Below are 18,959 nucleotides of genomic sequence, written 5' to 3'. Positions count from 1 at the left end.
GTTCCGATAACAGTTTCGATAACAACAACCGGGATGGAAGCGATGACAGCAAACCCCATGATTCGGCTCAAGACTCCCTTGGCTCTGGCAATTGCCGCAGCGGGATTGAGCCTGGCCGGAGTGGCCAATGCCCAGATGACGCCTGAACTGGAAGCTCGCTTGGCTGAACTTGAGCAGCGCATCATCAGTGCCGAACAGCGCGCTGCCGCTGCCGAGCAACGCGCTGATGTGGCCGAAGCCAGGCTGGAGCAACGCCAGCAGAATGATGCCGACCTGGAAGAGCGCCTGGCGTCAGTCGAAGAGAAGGCTTCCAGCAGCAGCCTGAATGACGATGAAGGTATCGAGTTCTCTGCCTATGCCCGTTCGGGCCTGCTGCTTGGTGATGATGGCAAGAGCCTGCCTGGCGGCCCCTACGTGACGCCAGCCGGGGCAACAGGAGGGGCGGTAGGTCGTTTGGGCAATGAGCCGGATACCTATGTCGAGACTCAGCTCGGTTATCGCCAGACCTTCGACAATGGTGCCAAGGCCAATTATCAGGTGATGATCGCCGATGGCGTGACCACCAGTAATGACTGGACTTCCGATGAGTCCGACCTCAACGTGCGCCAGGTCTATGTTGAGCTGTCCGATCTGCCCAGCTTCACTGGCGCTTTCGAAGGCACCACCCTGTGGGCGGGCAAGCGCTTCGACCGGGATAATTTCGATATTCACTGGCTCGACAGCGACATCATGTTCCTTGCCGGTACCGGTGCAGGTATCTATGACGTCAAGCTGGCGGATAACTGGAAGGCCAACTTCTCCGTTTATGGGCGCACCTACTCTGACTTCCCTGTGGATTCCAGCCTCCCTGAGGCCACCGGTGATACCGATAGCCTGATCTACACCATCAACAACCGTATCGGTAACTGGCAGTGGATGCTCAATGGATTGTCCGCTGCGGATAACGATGAGCGTGTTCTCGACGAACATACCGACGAGGCGGCAGACAGCGGTTTCCATACCATGCTGGCTTACCATGGAGATAGCTTCTTCGGCTTACGGGAAGGTAGCTTCAAGGCGGCGCTGCTGTACGGTGAAGGCCTGGGCGCGGAGGTCAAGAGCCTGGGTACCGACGGCAATCTGACTGATGATGCCAAGACGACGCGTCTGGCGCTGTATGGCACTACCTATCTGGCACCCAAGTGGCGAATTGCACCGGCAGTGCTGGCGCAGACCAGTGAGGATCGTTACACCAAGGGTGACGAGTACAACTGGGCAACCTTCAATGCGCGCCTGGCCCATGAAATCACTGACAACTTCGAAATGCAGTACGAAGGAACCTATCAGTGGATGGACCTCGATCAGGCTGCGCTGGGCGATGCGGCAGAAGGGGCCTATACCCGTTTCACCATTGCTCCGACCTTCAAGCCCCAGGTGGGAGGCTTCTGGAATCGTCCTGAAATTCGCCTCTTCGCCAGTTACAGCGACTGGGATGATGAGCTGAACGACTATATGACCAATGACGACTTCGGCAAGGAAGGGTTCGCCGGTGGGCAGTGGGCGTTTGGGGTGCAGGCGGAGACCTGGTTCTAGACAATTCCTCAGCAAGCACTGCGTAAGTGTCTGCGCTTCCTAAGGGGGTGTGCGTCGAGCAACCCTGAACAAAACGGCGATCCGAAAGGGTCGCCGTTTTGTTATGTGCGCTCGTGATATGGTCGCTCAATGGCGTCGATCCGGCACCAGCATGCTGGTCTCCAGATCGGCGATGCGTTCGACACCGAGCAGGCCGATGGTACGGTCGATTTCCCGGCGCAGGATATCCAGCGCATGCGCGACCCCTGGCTGGCCACCAGCCGCCAATCCATACAATGTGGTGCGACCCAGCCACACGGCATCGGCCCCCAGCGCCAATGCCTTGACGACATCCGTGCCGCGTCGGAAGCCGCTGTCGACGAACAGCTGACAACGTTGCCCGACGCGCTGCCTGGCTTCTGGCAGGACTTCGACAGGTGAGCAGGCATGATCGAGCTGGCGCCCGCCATGATTGGAGAGTACCAGCGCATCGACGCCCAGGCTGGCAGCCTGCTCGGCTTCATCGGGAGAGAGGATGCCCTTGATGATGAGCTTGCCTGGCCAGCGGTCGCGCAGCCAGCTGATGTCATCCCAGTTGAGCGTCGAGTCCAGTTGCTGGCCGATCACTGCTGAGGCGCCCTGTACGCTTTGCTTTCCAGGGGGAAGCAGGTCGTCCAGGTTCTTGAAGGTCGGCATGCCATCGGGAATCAAGACATCGGCGATCCAGCGTGGGCGCATGAGCAGGTGCAGCAGATTACGCAGGGTCGGCTGCATGGGCTTGCGGAAGTTGCGCAGGTCCCATTCACGGTTACCGTAGATGGCACTATCGGTGGTGACCACAATGGTCTCGTACTGGGCAGCCTGGCAACGATCTACCAGTTTTCTGACGTAATCTCGATCTCGGTAGAAGTAGATCTGCATCCAGGCATTGAGCCCTTCGAGTGCGGCGATGTCCTCCAGTGAGGTGGTAGCGACATTGCTGAGCACGAAGGGAATATTGGCCCTGGACGCTGCCGTGGCCAGCTTGATGTCTCCATCCCGGCTCAGCATGCCGTTATACCCCGTCGGCCCGATCACCAGGGGCAGGGCATGGGATTTGCCCATCAGTGTGGTCGACAGGTCTCGAGGACCCACTCGGGTCAGCGTTCTTGGCATGAAGCGGTAATCATCGAATACGGCCCGGTTATGCTGCAACGCCCGCTCATCATCGGCCCCTCCCTGCAGATATTCGAAGACAAAATTGGGCAAGCGGCGTTGGGCAATACGTTCCAGGTCCTGGATGTTGAGTGCCTTGCGGTAATCGGTTCCTGCATAGCGGCGGCGCTTCACGTTGTTCTCCTGCTGAGTCCCCAGGCGGTCGTCATAGCACCAAAGTCTAAGGCTTGGGTGCTTTTTGTTTTCTCACCATACTACCATACTAGTCATATCAGAAAGAGGCGGCCAAGCCTTAAACCGATCGCATCGAGGGGATGGCATGAATACGACACTGCAATCGTTATGGCAGGAGACCCGCGCCAGCGATCCGGTCCGTGCGCGGCTCTATCAGGTATTGCGCGAGTCGATCATCAAGATGGTGCTGGTACCAGGGCAGGCGCTGTCGGAGAAGGAGCTGGCCGATATCTTCTCGGTGAGCCGTCAGCCAGTTCGTGAAGCATTCATACGCCTGTCCGAAGCAGGGCTGGTGGAGGTCAGGCCTCAACGCGGCACCTTTGTGGTCAAGATCTCGCAGCAAGCGGTGCTCGAGGCCCGCTTCGTGCGGGAGGCCATCGAAGTAGCCATTGTCAGGCTGGCAGCCAGCAAGGGGCTCGGCGCAGAGATTCTTTTCGAACTCAATGACCTGCTGGCGCGTCAGCGCAGCTGTGTCGAGCACCAGGATCATGATCGCTTCTACAGCCTGGATGAAGCCTTCCATCGCACCCTGACACTGGGTGTCGACCAGCAAGCAGCCTGGAAAGTCGTTGAAGAGGTTCGCGCGCATTTCGACAGGGTGCGCTATCTGAGCGTTCCCGACAGCACGCCCATCGACAAGCTGATCGAGCAACACGCGCAGATCGTCGCAGCCATCGAGCAGCGCAATGTCGAGGCGGCAGAGGAGGCCATGTGCACTCACCTGCGTGAGGTGCTCATCTCTCTGCCTGATCTGGTCCAGCGTTTCCCCGAGATGTTCGAAGACCAGCAGACCCAGTCACTCATCAAGGAAGCGAGTCAATGAAGATCGAGCAGGCCTACACCATCGTCACTTCGCCTGGGCGCAATTTCGTGACGCTCAAGATTGTCACTGACGAGGGGATCTACGGTATTGGTGATGCAACGCTTAATGGCCGTGAACAGGCGGTGGTCGCTTATCTTGACGAGCATGTGATTCCTGCCTTGATCGGCAAGGATGCCAGTGCCATCGAGGACATCTGGCAATACCTGTACCGCGGTGCCTACTGGCGGCGCGGCCCGGTCACGATGTCGGCCATCGGTGCTGTCGACATGGCGCTGTGGGACATCAAGGCCAAGGCCGCGAACATGCCGCTATACCAGCTTCTGGGCGGTAGAAGTCGCGAGCGTGTCATGACCTATGCCCACTGTACCGGCAAGGATATCGATAGCTGCTTGAGCGAAGTCGAACGCCATGTTGCGCTGGGCTACCGTGCGGTACGTGTACAGGCTGGCATCCCCGGTATTCCGACGATCTATGGGGTCGCCAAGCGTGAAGGCGAGCGCTATGAGCCGGCGGATGCTGAAATCCCGGCAGAACATGTGTGGAGCAGCGAGAAATATCTCCATCATGTGCCGCAGCTGTTTGCCGCCGTGCGTGAGCATTTTGGCCATGATCTGCACCTGCTGCACGATGTCCATCACCGCTTGACGCCCATTGAAGCCGCTCGCCTGGGCAAGGCAGTCGAGCCTTACCACCTGTTCTGGCTGGAAGACTGCGTACCTGCAGAGAACCAGGAAAGCCTGCGTCTGATTCGCGAGCACACCACTACGCCGCTGGCGATTGGCGAAGTGTTCAACTCGATACACGATTACCGAGAGATGATCCAGAACCAGTGGATCGACTATATCCGTACACCGCTGACGCACGGCGGCGGCATCACGCATGTGCGCCGCATTGCTGACTTTGCGGCGCTCTACCACGTCCGCACTGGCTTCCATGGGCCCACTGACCTGTCTCCGGTATGCCTGGGGGCCGCGATTCATTTCGATACCTGGGTGCCCAATTTCGGCATTCAGGAGCATATGCCGCATGAAGACCTGACCGATCAGGTCTTCCCGCATGACTATCGCTTCGAGGACGGCCACTTCCTGGTCGGCGAGGCTCCCGGGCATGGCGTCGATATCGATGAAGAGGCCGCGGCGAAGTTCCCATATAAGCGCGCGAGTCTACCCGTCAACCGTCTGGAGGACGGCACGCTCTGGCACTGGTAGGTCGTCAACAAGGTCAGGTGCTGCGGTATCAATCAGAGCAAGCGGCGCACCGAACGGTTTACAGGAGTTAGTTTCATGCAAGCATTTCAAGTCAAGGCCCCGCACGATTACGACGTCAGTGAACAGCCCGTACCATCTCCCGGGGTAGGGGAAGTGCTGATCGATGTCGCTTTCGCTGGCATCTGCGGTTCCGACATGCACATCATTCATGGCGATAACGCTTTCGTGCGTTTTCCGCGCATCACGGGGCATGAGTTTGCCGGTGTCATCAGTGCTGTCGGGGATGGGGTCGATCCCGCTCGAATCGGGGAGCGGGTGTGCATCGATCCGGTGGTCAACTGTGGCGAGTGCTATCCATGCCGGATAGGGCGGCCCAACGTGTGTACTGCCATGCAGGTCATCGGGGTTCATCGCCATGGCGGTTTTGCCGAGCAGGTCAATGTGCCGGCTGCCAATGCCTATCGTCTGCCGGATACGCTGGACCTGGATGCTGCGGCCCTGGTTGAACCTTATTCCATTGCTGCCAATGTGTTGTCGCGCATGAACCCATATCCAGGGGACCGCTTGCTGATCATCGGTGCAGGCGTCATCGGCCTGACCATTCTGCAGATGGCCCATGCCATGGGGATAGAAGACGTCATTATCAGTGACATCCTAGACACTCGTCTGGAAACCGCACGTGCCATGGGCGCCAGCCATGCCATCAATGGCAGTGAGCAGGACCTGGAACAGGCTGTGCACGAGCTGACCTCTGGTGAAGGCATTCCGCTGATTGCCGATGCCGCCTGTGTTCCTGCCATGCTGCCTGCCATGTTGCGCATGGCCTGCCCAGCAGGGCGCATCGGTCTGCTTGGCTTCAACCCGACACCCAGCGACCTGAGCCAGCTGGAAGTCATCAAGAAGGAGCTGACTCTCGTCGGTTCCCGGCTCAATAACCGCAAGTTCCCTGAAGTGATAGCGCATATCGAGGCGGGTCGACTGGATCCCAAGGCCTTGATCAGTCATCGGGTTGCGCTTGGCGACATGCCTGAAGCGATCCATATGCTCGATACCACTCCCGAGAAGGCGCGCAAGGTCCTCGTCGACATCGCCTCCTGAGGCGTTCTACCAACTGTCGATCAGCAAAGCCCGATCAGCAAAGCCCGATCAGCAAAGCCCGATCAGCAAAGCCCGATCAGTAAAAGACCGATCAGTAAAAGACCGATCAGCAAAAGCAATAACAACTCATGGCAACGCCATGACAACCCATCGCGATTCTATAGCCGCTCATGGCCATCAATAACAGCCTACAGCGATGCAATAACAGAGAGACAGGAGATCACGCCATGTTCACAACGGTATTTAACACCACCCTCAAGCGCCTGGTAGTTGGCGCTTGCCTGGGAACGGCACTGCTCGGCAGCCAGTCACTGCTGGCGGCGGATTTCACCCTCAAGTTCGGCCACCTGGCCAACGAGGAGAATATCTGGAACCAGACAGCGCTCAAGTTCAAGGAACTGGTCGAAGCCAATTCCGATGGGCGCATCAAGGTGCAGGTCTTTCCGAATGAGCAATTGGGCAGCGAGATGGATGTCATCAACAGCATCCAGCTCGGTACGGCCGACATGACAATTACCGGTGAAAGCCTGCAGAACTGGGCTCCCAAGGCAGCCATGATGGCGGTGCCATACCTGTTCCGTGACGAGGACCATCTGCGCAAGACCGTCGAAAGCGATATTGGCAGCGAGATCGAGGCGCAGATTACCGAGCGTGCTGGCCTGGTGCCTCTGGCCTGGTTCGAACGGGGCCCGCGTGAACTGACCTCCAATCGCCCGATCAAGTCCCCGGATGACCTCGATGGCCTGCGCCTGCGGGTCCCTAATGTGCCGTTGTTTGTCGATACCTGGGAAGCCATGGGCGCGCGTCCCACTCCGATGGCGTTTTCTGAAGTGTTCACTTCTCTGCAGCAGAACACCATCGAGGCCCAGGAGAATCCGCTCAGCTTGATCGAGAGCGCCAGCTTCAATGAAGTACAGCAGTACGTGAACATGACCGACCACGTGCGTAGCTGGATCTATGTGGTGATCGGCAAGGACAAGCTGGATGCCATGCCGGAAGACCTGCAGCAGGTGGTGCGTGATGCGGCCAGCGAAATGCAGAGCTACGAAGAGCAGTTGTTCAGTGAAGATCAGCAGCGTCTGGAGGAATCGCTGAAAGAGAAGGGCATGGAGTTCGTCGAGGTGGATCAGGCTGCCTTTGCCGAGAAGGCCCGTCCTGCGGTGCTTGATGCGCTCGATGATGAACAGCGCGAGATCTACGACGCCATCCAGGACCTGTAATCCCTTTACGGCAATCGTCACCGGGGTGGATCACACCCCGGTACTCGTCTCCTTTCACGCATGGAGAACCCCATGTCGGATCCCGCACAAGAGATACAGGAGTCTCTGGAGGTGTTGAACCGCGTCCCGAGACTCAAGGGGCCCCTTGGCAGGCTCGCCGATGTACTGGACAAGACCTTGCTGTCGCTTGCGGTAATGGCTCTGCTCGGCCTGTCGCTCACGGTGTTGCTGCAGGTCGCATCTCGCTTGTTCTTGCCGTTTACCCTGGCATGGACAGAAGAGCTGACGCGCTATCTGTTCATCTACATGGTGTCACTGGGTGCCGGTGTTGTGTTGCATCGCCATCGCAACGTCAACGTCGAGCTGTTTCATGGTGCCCTGGGTTTTCGTGGGCGTGCTGCCTATCTGATGCTGATTTCGATCCTGACCGCAGGCTTCACACTGATTGTGCTGCCAGAGGCATGGAAGTATGCCCAGATCGGTGCCTTCCAGACATCACCCACCCTGCGTATCCCGATGATCTACATCTTCCTGTCTTCTGTGGTGCTGTTTGCGTCACTGTTTTTCTACAGCGTCATCTGCACACTGGAAGGCTTCATCGCTCTGGTGCGCGGTGAACCACTCGATCATGAGGCGTGCTAATGGAAATCGCTGTTCTCTTCTCCACGTTTCTGGTCCTGTTGTTGATAGGCCTGCCCATCGCTTTCTGCCTGGGGATTTCGTCGCTGGCTTATCTCGTGCTGAGTGGCATTTCGCTGACCATTGTTCCGCAGCGCATGTTCTCTGGTATCGATTCCTTTGTCCTGTTGTGCATTCCCGGCTTTGTGATGGCGGGGAACCTGATGAACGTGGGCAATATCACCCAGCACATCGTGCGCTTTTCCAATGCCCTGGTAGGCCATATTCGCGGCGGCCTGGGGCTGGCCAATGTCGGTGGATCGATGATCTTCAGCGGCATTTCCGGTACGGCCGTCGCCGATGCGGCCAGCATTGGCTCGGTGATGATTCCGGGCATGGCCAAGTCAGGCTATGACAAGCCCTTTGCCGCGGCAGTGACAGCGGCATCCTCGACCATTGGTCCGATCATTCCTCCCAGTGTGCCGATGATCATTGTCGGTTCGCTGTCCGGCATCTCCGTCGGGCGCATGTTTCTGGCCGGTGCCATTCCTGGCTTGCTGCTCGGCATTGCCATGATGGTCACCGTCTACTGGCTGGCCGTACGCCGTGGTTACCCCAAAGGAAAGCGTGCCACGCTGCGTGAACTGCTCAAGGAAGGACGCAGTGCATTCTGGGCACTGTTGATGACGTTCATCATCCTCTACGGGATCATCGGTGGCCTGTTCACGCCCACGGAAGCTTCCATCGTTGCCAGTCTCTACGCGCTACTGGTCGGGACCTTTGTCTACAAGGGCATCAACTGGGGCAACCTGCGCGGCATTCTCGTGGATACCGTGTTGACCTCTGCGTCTCTGATGTTGCTGGTCGGCCTGGCCAACCTGTTTGGCTGGATATTGACCAGCCAGCAGATCCCGCAACTGCTGGCCGATGGGATCCTGCAGATCAGTGATAACCCCCTTGTGGTGATTCTGATCCTCAACCTGATCCTGCTGTTCGTCGGTTCATTCATGGAAACCATTGCCGCTCTGATCATCCTGTTCCCGGCGCTGTTGGGCGTGGCGACAGGCATCGGCATGGATCCTGTGCACTTTGGCGTGATGGCGGTCCTGAACCTGATGATCGGTCTGACGACACCCCCTGTCGGCGTCTGCCTGTTTGTAGTGTCCGGTATCGGCAAGCTGCCCATGTTGCGAGTGGCTCGAGCCATCGTTCCGTTCCTGATCTGCAACCTGATCGTGTTGTTGCTGGTGTCTTATGTGCCAGCCATCTCGCTGTGGTTGCCCAACCTGCTGATGGGGGAGTGATCGCCATGTCACATCGGGACGAATCACACCTTGAACGAATCAATAGCCATTATTCCGCGGCGGATATCGGCATCGTCCACCTCGGACTTGGTGCTTTCCACCGGGCCCATCAGGCGGTCTATGTGGAGCGTAATCTAGCCCGTCATCATGGTGGTGGCTGGGGGATATGCAGTGCCAATATCCGCTCGAACCAGACGCTGGTAACCCAGCTGCATGATGTTGGAATGCGCTATCACGTAGTGGAACAACGTGATAGCCGCCACATTACGCTGCGTGAAATCGCCTCCATTCGTGAAGCCCTTTATGCCGGTCCCGACGGACCGGACCTGGAAGCCTTGCTGGGTCGCATGAGTCAGCCCGAGGTACGCATCGTGACGTTGACGGTCACGGAGAAAGGCTATTACCTCAATCCCAGCAGTGGTGCATTGCTGCTCGATGCCCCTGCCATCGCCCATGACCTTGAGCACCCTCAAAGCCCGCAGACAGCGCCGGGAATCCTGGTGGAAGCATTGGCCCGGCGTCATGCTGCCGGCCTTGCGCCGTTCACGGTACTTTGTTGTGACAACATGCCCGACAATGGGCAGCGTACGCGGCAGGCCGTGTTTGAACTGGCGCGCCAACGGGATGGCCGACTTGCTGCCTGGATCGAGCAAAACGTGGCATTTCCCAGCAGCATGGTCGATCGCATTGTTCCGGCAATGACGGAAAGTAGCTTTGCCCAGCTTGCCGAGTTGGGAGTCGATGATCCTGCGGCGGTGGTCTGTGAATCCTTCAGCCAGTGGGTGGTCGAGGACCACTTTCCGCAGGGACGCCCCGACTGGGAGCTGGAAGGGGTACAGATGGTGGCGGATGTCGCTCCCTTCGAGACCATGAAGCTGCGTATGCTCAATGGCAGCCACTCACTGCTGGCCTATCTGGGCGCGCTGGAGAATATCGACACGGTCAGCGATGCCATTGCACAGCCTGTACTGGTGGCGTTGCTGCGCCGCTACATGCAACAGGAAGTCATTCCGACATTGAGCATGCCGGAGGGTAGCGATCTTGCCGCCTATGCCGATAGCCTGCTGGTGCGTTTTGCCAATGACAGCCTGCGCCACCGCCTGCATCAGATCGCCATGGACGGTTCACAGAAGCTGCCTCAGCGTTGGTTGCAGGGCACGCTCAGCAATCTACAGGCAGGCCGTGATGTGACCTGCACTGCGCTCGGCGTTGCTGGCTGGATACGCTACACCGCAGGCAGTGACCTGTCGGGTAACCTGCATAAGGTGGACGATCCCATGGCAGATCGTTTCGCTGCGCTACATGCCACTCACGCTACTCCCGAGGCATTGGTGACAGCTTTCCTTTCCCTGGATGAAGTGTTTCCTGTCGAACTCGCTGAGCATCCGCATTTCATCAATGCTGTGGTGGATGCCTGTTACGCATTACAAGCCCGTGGTGTCACTGCGACTCTCGAACATTATTTATACGAACATTATTGATAAGAGCTTTTTATGGAACATACATGGCGCTGGTTCGGACCTGATGATCCGATCAAACTGGATGAAGTTCGCCAGACAGGCGCAACCGGTATTGTTACGGCTCTGCATGATATTCCCAATGGGGCAGTCTGGCCGCTGGAGGCCATCCAGGCACGCAAGCAGATGATCGAAGCGGCTGGACTCACCTGGTCGGTCGTGGAGAGCGTACCGGTTCATGAGGACATCAAGAAGGCCAGCCCGGGCCATGAAGTGTATATCGCCAATTACCAGCAGACGCTGCGCAACCTTGCAGCCTGCGGTATCGACGTCGTCTGCTACAACTTCATGCCTGTCCTGGATTGGACACGTACGGATCTGGCTTGGCCATTACCCGAGGGTGGCGCGGCGTTGCGCTTTGACCAGACGGCCTTTGCTGCCTTCGACCTTTACCTGTTGGCCCGTCGTGGTGCCGAGCATGAATATGACGACGTCGAAAAGGCGCAGGCCAGGGCCTATCTCGATGCCCTGGACGAGTCTGGACGCGAGCGTTTGGTGAATACCATCATTGCTGGTCTGCCAGGGGCAGAGGAACACTATACGCTTGAGCAGTTTCGCGATGTGCTGGCGGAATATGCCGAGATCGATGCTGACAGGTTGCGCGAGAACCTGGGGAATTTCCTCAAGGCGATCATTCCGGTGGCCGAGGAAGTGGGCATTCGCATGGCCATCCATCCTGACGATCCCCCTCGCCCATTGTTGGGCTTGCCTCGGGTCGTCTCGACGCAGCAGGATGCCGACTGGATTCTGGCGGCGTCCACCAGTCCGGCGAACGGCATTACCCTGTGCACGGGGTCGTATGGCGTCAGCGCGGAAAATGACCTGGTGGCGATGGCCCGGCGTTTTGGTCCGAGAGTCTATTTTGCCCACTTGCGTTCGACACAGCGTGAACAGCCTGATCCTCGTTCCTTCCATGAAGCGCCTCATTTGACGGGCGACGTCGACATGGTGGCAGTGATTCAGGCCCTGGTCGACGAGGAACGTCGGCGTGAGCGAGAGGGCGGACCACGCTTGCCGCTGCGCCCTGATCATGGTCACCATATTCTTGATGACCGGAGCCGCGCCACCGCACCGGGGTATCCCTTGTACGGCCGACTCAAGGGGCTAGCGGAATTGCGTGGCGTGGAAATGGCGGTCAGGCGGCTGACGGGCTGATACGCCGTTGTCTCGGCTATCTGCGACCTGAACGCTGCATCTGCAAGCTGAACATGGAAAGACAAACCCCCAGTCCGGCATCGCCGGACTGGGGGTTTTTTCATGTCAGGAGACCCTGACCGGTGAGCTGACTCAGGCTTCCTGAGTGGTGCCTTCCGGTGGTTCGCCGACACTGCCAGGCATGGCCGGAGTGACATTTCCGTCTGCTCGGGAAATGGCCAGGAACTGCACGTGACGCTCATATTCACCGAGTACGTCGTGAATGATCTGGCCGCGACTGTAGCCATTGAGGTTCTGTCCCAGGCTGCCTTCCGCCAGATGCACATCCAGGCGCAGGTAATAGTCGTCATCCACCGGCAGGAAGCTGGGAGTGCGCATGCGATGCGGGCGCACATGATAGACGAAGCTCTGCATGCCCTCGAAGTCCACCTGCAGGGTCAGGCTGGGCAGGGGAGCACCTTCTTCCTGAGCTTCGCTGAGATGGACGATCTGGCCCCGGCTTTGCAGCTCTTCGGCGAACTGCTTTAGAGCGGGACGCAGGGCATGCTCGATAGTGGCGGCGGCACCGGCCCGGTTGGAGGTATCCAGGGCATGATCCAGGCGCTCGCGCCAGTTGCCGTTGTCACCGCTCAGGGCCACCATTCTGCGAGCTTCAGCCTTGCCAGTCTCGGTGCGCAGGGCGCGGGCCAGACCGATCATGATGGCAAACATCACCAGGGAGAAGGGCAGCGCGGTGATCACCACAGCGCTCTGCAGGGCACTGAGCCCACCAGCCATCAGCAGGGCAATGGTGATCAGGCCAATGACAGCAGCCCAGAAGATACGCAGACGAATCGGTGCGTCATGGTTCACATCACTGAGAATCGAGGTGAAGTTGGCCAGCACCAGAGCACCCGAGTCGGCAGAAGTGACGAAGAACACCACACCCAGAAGTGTCACCACAGAAGCCGTCGTGGTGATGTACGGGTACTGGGACAAGAAGGTGTAAATGGTGGTCTGAGGAGTGTTGAGCGCCTGTTCTCCGAGTTCAGCGAGTCCCTGGTTGGCGACCATATCGATGGCAGAGTTACCGAAGATGGACATCCAGGCCATCATGAATCCGAGGGGGATCAATAGCCCGCCCACGGCAAACTGACGAATGGTACGACCGCGGGAAATGCGCGCCAGGAACAGACCAACGAACGGTGTCCAGGCGATCCACCAGCCCCAGAAGAAGATGGTCCACCAGCCTTTCCATTCCTGGGCATCGGCACCGGCATAGGCGTAGGTGTCGAAACTCTTGGCAACGAAGCCAGACAGATAATCACCAATGTTGAGCACCAGGCCATTGAGCAGTGTCAGCGTATGGCCCTGGAACAGTACGAACAGCAGCAGAGCGGCGGCCAGCAGCATGTTGAATTCGGACAGGCGACGAATGCCTTTTTCCACCCCGGTGACCACGGAAATGGTGGCCAGGATCACCACCAGCACGATCAGCACGACCTGGGTCGAGAGGCTCTCGGGAACCCCGAACAGGAAGGTGAGACCGTAATTCAGCTGCATTACACCGATGCCAAGACTGGTGGCAATACCGAACACAGTGGAAATGACCGCGGTGATGTCCACGGCATTACCAATGGGCCCGTAGATACGTTTCCCAAGTAACGGATAGAGTGCACTGCGAATGGCCAGCGGCAAGCGGTGACGATAGCTGAAGTAGGCCAGTGCCATGCCCATCAGTACGTACATGCCCCAGCCGGTGAGCCCCCAGTGGAGGAAGGTCTGAGGAATTGCCTGGCGCAGGGCTTCCTGACTTTCCGCAGGCAGGTCGGGTGGCGCCAGGTAGTGGGACAGCGGTTCGGCAACACAGAAGAACAGCAGGTCGATGCCGATACCCGCGGCGAACAGCATGGAAGCCCAGGAAACCAGCGAGAACTCCGGGCGGGAATGGTCAGGCCCTAGGCGGATATTCCCCACCTTGGACATGCTGATGACCACGACGAACACCAGGTACGCCACGGCTGCCAGCATGTAGTACCAGCCAAAGGTGTCGTTGACCCAGGAAAGCCCTGCACTGAACAAGCTTCCGGCTTGTTCGGTGAAGGTCATGGTGTAAATCAGAAAGATCAGTATGCCTGCTACCGAACCGTGGAAAACGGCAGGGTTGAGGCGGTCGCGAGAAGATGAAGCATCATCGAGGATGGACATGCACGAGCCCTGTTTAGCTAGGAAATGGCTGATTTAGTTGTTGTTGTACCGCAATGAATCAGTGTCCCTATAAGTGAATGGTGGCCCGTGATCGCTCACGGGTTTCGTGCTGTCTCGACGTCAGAGGAAGAAACAGCGTTTTATTGATTGGACGTTTAATAAAAATACAGGCGCTCCTGCCGGCTTTCAACCCCAAGCGTGGATTAGCCGTTAACGATAGGTCCTGAAAGCCTTGTCACCAGGACTGTCATTCAGAAACGCCAATGCCCGGCAGAAGCCGGGCATTGAAGGTAGAGGGAGGGTAGAGCAGGGATTGATGCGAGGTGCTCGAGACAGGATCAGGCCGCTGGCGCTTCCGGCATCGGCTTGCCTTCGTGTTCGCCGTGATGACCAGGGCCTCCATGATGACGTGGGGGCATCATGGTGCTCTTGAGCTCATCGATCTGCTCGTCGCTGAGGACTTCTGCCAGCGCATCGTGATGGGTCTGGCGCAGTTCTTCCCAAGCGGCATGGCGTTTATCACGCTCTTCATAGTCCTGGTCGATCAGGGATTTGAAGTCGTCACGGAAGGAGGCCAGGGTATCCTCGACCTTGCTGCGGTCGTCATCGGACAGCTGCCATTCATCGAACAGCTTGCTAAGGCGTTCTTGGTGCACCTGACGGGTAGCGTCCTTCAGGGCTGCGATGCCATCTTCACCCAGGATTTCCTTGCGTTGAGCACGATACTCGTCATTGAGCTCTTTCATGGCTTCGTGGTGTTCGTCGCTGGCTGCCTTCAGAGCATCGCGGGTTTCTTCGTCGATACCGGCACGGTCGAGCAGTTCTGCACGGAATTCATGGCCTGGGCCGCGACCTTCGAAGCCTTCATGGGGCTTGTCGCCTGCCATTGCACCCAGGGAGAAAGGCAGCAGGGCGGCAGCGATAGCCGCAGGCAGCAGGGCCTTGCGGGCAAAAGACCGATTGGCAAGAGGTCGGTTGGCAAAAGATAGCTTCATGTGTGTCTCCTTCAGCGTTGTGCGTCTTGTTTCTCGGGGCACCATGCCCCCTTGACGCTTTCCACTATCGACCCGTCTGGTGCAAATTGAATGCAGCTAATGTGTAGAAAAGAAGACAAGTTAGCTAGCTCATGAAAGTGTAATTTCCTTCAATACCTGCCATGCCATTGACGGCACCCTGTCAGCCATTTCTCTAATGACAAGGGGCTTAGGTCATGTCGTCCAGTGTGTTTCTTTCCATGTCGGCTTTTGCCATTGCAGCTTCGATCTCGCCGGGGCCGGTCAATCTGCTTGTGTTGTCCACATCAGTGAAGTTTGGTTGGCGACAGGCTGTCCCGCTGGTATTGGGGGCGAGTCTGGGTTTCACCTTGCTGCTCTGGTTGATGGGTATCGGGCTGGTGGGTTTATGGGAACAGATACCTTGGCTGCGTCAGTTAGTGAAGGTGGCGGGTGTCTGCTTTCTCGGCTGGTTGGCCTGGCGTCTGATGTGCAGTAATGGACAACTGGCGATGGCGGGTAGCGAGCAGCCTGCCGGGGCCATGACCGGGGCTTTGATGCAGTGGTTGAACCCCAAGGCGTGGATGGCGTCTGTTGCAGGAATGGGGATGTTCGTCAGTGATGGCAACGTGACGGCTGTGACGGGGTTTGCCGTGTTGTGGGGGACGCTATGTGCCCTGTCTATTGGCAGTTGGGCATTGCTGGGCGGGCGCCTATCGACATGGCTCGGAACTCCGGGGTACATGCGCTGGTTCAATCGGGCACTGGCGATCCTGCTGGCATCAAGCGCAGTGGCGATTGCACTGGGATAGAGATGTCATTGGCAAGGGAAGGTGATACAGAAGAGGGTTAAGGAGGAGCTGCTACCTTGCTGCGGTAGTGTCCCGGGGTGGCCGCCAGCAGACGCTTGAATGTGCGCTGGAAGTGAGCCTGGTCGGCGAAACCACAGTCCTGGGCCACGCTGGCAATGGCATCGCCCTGGCGCAGCCGTCGACGCGCCTGGCGGATGCGTAGGTCAATCAGCATGGCATGTGGCGTCATGCCATAGTGGCGGCGGAAGCCATTGATCAGGCTGGTGGCGCCGCACTCGGCCACCGTACACAGGGCTTCCAGGCTGAGGTCCTGTTGCCAGTGCTCTGCCAGGTATTCCCGTGCATGTTCCAGATGGCGTGGTGACACGGCTTGAATATGCTGAGGATGCAGCGTATCACGCAGGATGTCGGCAAGGACTTCACAATGGCTTTCGAGCTCCAGGCGAGTACGGTGCATGCTCTCCAGAGCATTTCCCAGTGTCACGATGGCCTGGTGCAGCCGGGGCTCTCGGCTGGTCAGGGCACTGAACATGGGGATATCGCAGTAAGCGGCTCCTGGTGGTACCTGGCAGCGTTCAGTCAGCCAGGTGCTGTCCATGTAGAGCATGTCGTAGCCCCATGGATGCTCAGGCAGAGCGTTGCAGGCATGGCCATCGCCAGGGTTGACCACAACCACGTCACCGCTGCTGACATCGATACGCTTGCTGCCGTTGGCATAGGACGAACGCCCCGAACGGATCGCCCCGAAAGAATGACAGTCGTGACTGTGCCGCGCGTGGCTCAGGGCGTTGCCGCTGGATACCCTGCGTATCTCCACCTGCGGTAGCAGGGGGTGGCGCAGGAAGCGGGATACGGTCTGCATCGGGGCTGACATGCCGTGTCTCGTTACTCCTCGGGCTGGTACTTGTAGCCGACACCATATACCGAGCGGATGATTTCACGTTCCGGCCAGATATCGGATATCTTCTTGCGCAGCTTCTTGATATGGCTATCCACCGTCCGTTCGGAAACAATGCGGTGATCACGATACATGTGATCCATCAGTTGTTCCCGGGCGAAGATCCGGCCGGGTGACTGCATCATGACTTTCAACAGTTGGAACTCTACGGCAGTCAGCCCCAGGTCCTGGCCATCCGCCAAGGCTCGCCAGCCATTTTCATCCAGCACCAGGTCATGGTTGGCGACATCGTTGCTGACCGCCTGGCTGCGCCGCAGCACGGCCTTGACCCGGGCAACGACTTCGCGCGGGCTGAAAGGCTTGCAGATATAGTCATCGGCACCCAGTTCCAGCCCCAGCAGCCGATCGACTTCCTCGACCCGAGCCGTCAGCATGATGATGGCAACATCCGGCCAGCGCTGACTGATTTCACGGCATAATGTCAGGCCGTCGGTACCAGGCAGCATCAGGTCCAGCAGCACCAGGCTTGGGAGCTTCTCACTATCGCTGAGCCAAGGAATGACCTGGTCACCGTGATCGATATGATAAGTGCCGTAACCGCTGCCACTCAGATAATCGGTCACCAGGCGGGCGATCTTTGGTTCGTCTTCAACGACCAGAATCTGATCGATGGGAGCATTCTCTCCGCTCATTCGTCTTCCTCGAGTTGTAGATGGCTGGACAGCGCTGGGAAGCGTAGTGTCCAGCATAACCCGCCAAGCGCAGAAATTGAGGGGGTCATTTCGGCATCATGAGCGCGCGCCAGGGCCGTGGCAATGGATAGCCCCAGCCCACTGCCACCACTGGCTCGATTGCGTGAGCCTTCAACTCGGTACAAGCGCTCGGTCAGGCGCGGCAGCTCGCTTTCCGGTACGCCGGGGGCACTGTCTTCCCAGCGTAGCACCCAGACATCATTCTCTCTTTCAAGGGAGACCTTGAGCTGGCCGGGGGACTGGGTATAGGCACTGGTGTTGTCGAGCAGGTTGTTCCATAGCTGGCGCAGGCGTTGCAGATCTCCCCGAATCCATGCAGGTCCGTCGACATGACGTTCCAGGGTCAAGCCGTGATCATCCAGCCAGCCTCCTGCTTCTTCCAGGCGTGAATCCAGGTGCTCGGCCAGGTCAAGAGGTGCGAGCTGTACTTCCAGGGCGCCTGCATCACTCTGTGATAGAAGGCGCAGGTCGCCGACCAGCCGCTCCAGTTGACCAACCTCCTGGGCCAGGGAGTGCAGGTTATCCTGACTCAGCGAGCGGATACCATCCAGCATGGCTTCAATCTCGCCACGCAGTACTGCCAGAGGAGTGCGCAACTCGTGGGCAATATCCGACACCCAACGGCTGCGGGCTTCACGACTGGTTTCCAGGGTTTCTGCCAGCACGTTGAAGTCATGGGACAGGTTGGATAGCTCGTCTCGGCCGCGTTCAGGAAGTCGCACGCTGTAGTCTCCCTCGGTCAGTCGCCGCGTGGCAGTGGCCATGCTGCGAGTCCGACGCCCCACCCACCAGGACAAGGCGCCTGCCAGCAGCAGTGATGTCAGTGCCAGGGCAATGATGATGATCGTCAGGTTGCGTCGCTGCTGTTTCAGGAACAGGCGATCCATGCGTTCCATGAGCTGGTCTGGCGGGCGATAACCCAGAGTGCCAACCTGACGGTCATGGCTCATGACTGGAATCCAGCGCAGTTCGGCAGCGCCTTCGTCATCCTCGGGCGGCAGTCCGATGACCGGCAGGCCGTTTTCATCATGCAGCACGAAGTTGCGCGGGTTGCTCAGGTTGCCTTCGAGGCTCATCGGGCGGGGCTTGCTTCCGGGCCATAGCTGGCGGCGCACCAGCTCGTGCCAAGCACGGGGGGACTCGCGTAGCCACTGCCAGCTCTGGCGCCCGGACCAGGCCTCGCCCAGGCTTGCCGCCAGCGTCTCGGCACGTTGCGTCTGGGAGCGACTGAGATAGTCGAGAAAGCCCTGGTCCAGGCTGCGGGAAATAGCAACGAATACCGCTCCCGCGATGGCCACATTGACCACCAGGATGATGGCAAAAAGTTTGATACCCAAGCGAGAGAACGCAGGGAGGCGCTTGGCGAACATGATAGACAGGCTCCGGGGCAATACTTCCTTCGATAGGTCGCTAGCATGCCATTGCATCAAGTGAA

16 protein-coding genes are annotated in these 18,959 nt (G+C 58.5%); 10 read left to right on the top strand and 6 right to left on the bottom strand.

Going from position 1 to position 18,959, the window contains the following annotated elements:
* Positions 1-42 precede the first annotated feature (42 nt).
* A complete protein-coding gene (locus E4T21_RS15500) occupies positions 43-1,572 on the top strand; it encodes a carbohydrate porin (RefSeq protein WP_240349177.1) in 1,530 nt (509 codons plus the stop codon).
* Positions 1,573-1,698: 126 nt separating this feature from the next.
* Here the strand turns inward: E4T21_RS15500 and E4T21_RS15495 are convergent, their stop codons facing one another.
* Positions 1,699-2,880 (bottom strand): alpha-hydroxy acid oxidase, encoded by a 1,182-nt coding sequence (locus E4T21_RS15495; RefSeq protein ID WP_149285910.1) that lies wholly within the window; start codon positions 2,878-2,880, stop codon positions 1,699-1,701.
* A 145-nt stretch (positions 2,881-3,025) separates the two neighbouring features.
* On the opposite strand from E4T21_RS15495, the gene E4T21_RS15490 reads away from it, so the two are divergent.
* The 8 genes from E4T21_RS15490 (at position 3,026) to uxuA (ending at position 11,883) form a co-directional block, all read left to right on the top strand.
* Positions 3,026-3,763 carry a GntR family transcriptional regulator gene (locus E4T21_RS15490; RefSeq protein WP_149285909.1) on the top strand — a complete coding sequence of 246 codons (738 nt, stop codon included), beginning with the start codon at positions 3,026-3,028 and terminating at the stop codon, positions 3,761-3,763.
* A complete protein-coding gene (gene manD / locus E4T21_RS15485) occupies positions 3,760-4,971 on the top strand; it encodes a D-mannonate dehydratase ManD (protein WP_149285908.1) in 1,212 nt (403 codons plus the stop codon). The genes E4T21_RS15490 and manD overlap by 4 nt, the downstream gene beginning before the upstream one ends.
* A 75-nt stretch (positions 4,972-5,046) precedes the next feature.
* The gene (locus E4T21_RS15480; RefSeq protein WP_149285907.1) at positions 5,047-6,069 is read left to right on the top strand and encodes a Zn-dependent oxidoreductase; all 1,023 of its coding nucleotides are present in this window, start codon (positions 5,047-5,049) and stop codon (positions 6,067-6,069) included.
* Positions 6,070-6,296: 227 nt separating this feature from the next.
* Complete coding sequence (locus E4T21_RS15475) at positions 6,297-7,289, top strand: TRAP transporter substrate-binding protein (RefSeq protein ID WP_149285906.1); 993 nt, start codon at positions 6,297-6,299, stop codon at positions 7,287-7,289.
* A 72-nt stretch (positions 7,290-7,361) separates the two neighbouring features.
* Complete coding sequence (locus tag E4T21_RS15470) at positions 7,362-7,931, top strand: TRAP transporter small permease (protein ID WP_187775017.1); 570 nt, start codon at positions 7,362-7,364, stop codon at positions 7,929-7,931.
* A complete protein-coding gene (locus tag E4T21_RS15465; RefSeq protein ID WP_149285904.1) occupies positions 7,931-9,211 on the top strand; it encodes a TRAP transporter large permease in 1,281 nt (426 codons plus the stop codon). Before E4T21_RS15470 ends, E4T21_RS15465 begins: the two co-directional genes overlap by 1 nt.
* A 5-nt stretch (positions 9,212-9,216) precedes the next feature.
* The gene (locus E4T21_RS15460) at positions 9,217-10,692 is read left to right on the top strand and encodes a mannitol dehydrogenase family protein (RefSeq protein ID WP_149285903.1); all 1,476 of its coding nucleotides are present in this window, start codon (positions 9,217-9,219) and stop codon (positions 10,690-10,692) included.
* Positions 10,693-10,704: 12 nt separating this feature from the next.
* Complete coding sequence (gene uxuA / locus E4T21_RS15455; protein WP_149285902.1) at positions 10,705-11,883, top strand: mannonate dehydratase; 1,179 nt, start codon at positions 10,705-10,707, stop codon at positions 11,881-11,883.
* 132 nt (positions 11,884-12,015) lie between these two features.
* Here uxuA and betT read toward each other — a convergent pair whose 3' ends face one another.
* Together betT and E4T21_RS15445 are read right to left on the bottom strand one after the other, a co-directional pair.
* Positions 12,016-14,070 (bottom strand): choline BCCT transporter BetT, encoded by a 2,055-nt coding sequence (gene betT / locus E4T21_RS15450; RefSeq protein WP_149285901.1) that lies wholly within the window; start codon positions 14,068-14,070, stop codon positions 12,016-12,018.
* Positions 14,071-14,408: 338 nt separating this feature from the next.
* Positions 14,409-15,065 carry a hypothetical protein gene (locus E4T21_RS15445; protein ID WP_149285900.1) on the bottom strand — a complete coding sequence of 219 codons (657 nt, stop codon included), beginning with the start codon at positions 15,063-15,065 and terminating at the stop codon, positions 14,409-14,411.
* Between the two features lie 215 nt (positions 15,066-15,280).
* Between E4T21_RS15445 and E4T21_RS15440 the strand changes: the two genes are divergently transcribed.
* Positions 15,281-15,874, top strand: a complete 594-nt coding sequence (locus E4T21_RS15440; protein WP_149285899.1) for a LysE family translocator — start codon at positions 15,281-15,283, stop codon at positions 15,872-15,874.
* Between the two features lie 37 nt (positions 15,875-15,911).
* On the opposite strand, the gene E4T21_RS15435 is transcribed toward E4T21_RS15440, so the two are convergent.
* From E4T21_RS15435 to E4T21_RS15425, 3 genes are read right to left on the bottom strand one after another with little or no spacing between them, the layout of a single operon-like run.
* Positions 15,912-16,748, bottom strand: coding sequence for a helix-turn-helix transcriptional regulator (locus tag E4T21_RS15435; protein ID WP_149285898.1), 837 nt, complete (start codon positions 16,746-16,748; stop codon positions 15,912-15,914).
* Between the two features lie 11 nt (positions 16,749-16,759).
* Positions 16,760-17,464, bottom strand: coding sequence for a response regulator (locus E4T21_RS15430; RefSeq protein WP_149285897.1), 705 nt, complete (start codon positions 17,462-17,464; stop codon positions 16,760-16,762).
* Positions 17,461-18,894 (bottom strand): ATP-binding protein, encoded by a 1,434-nt coding sequence (locus tag E4T21_RS15425; RefSeq protein WP_187775016.1) that lies wholly within the window; start codon positions 18,892-18,894, stop codon positions 17,461-17,463. Before E4T21_RS15425 ends, E4T21_RS15430 begins: the two co-directional genes overlap by 4 nt.
* Positions 18,895-18,959 lie beyond the last annotated feature (65 nt).

It is taken from the genome of Halomonas binhaiensis, from assembly GCF_008329985.2.
GTDB lineage: Bacteria > Pseudomonadota > Gammaproteobacteria > Pseudomonadales > Halomonadaceae > Halomonas > Halomonas binhaiensis.
The sequence above is the reverse complement of the archived record's forward strand: the minus strand, read 5'-3'. Positions and strand labels throughout refer to the sequence as shown.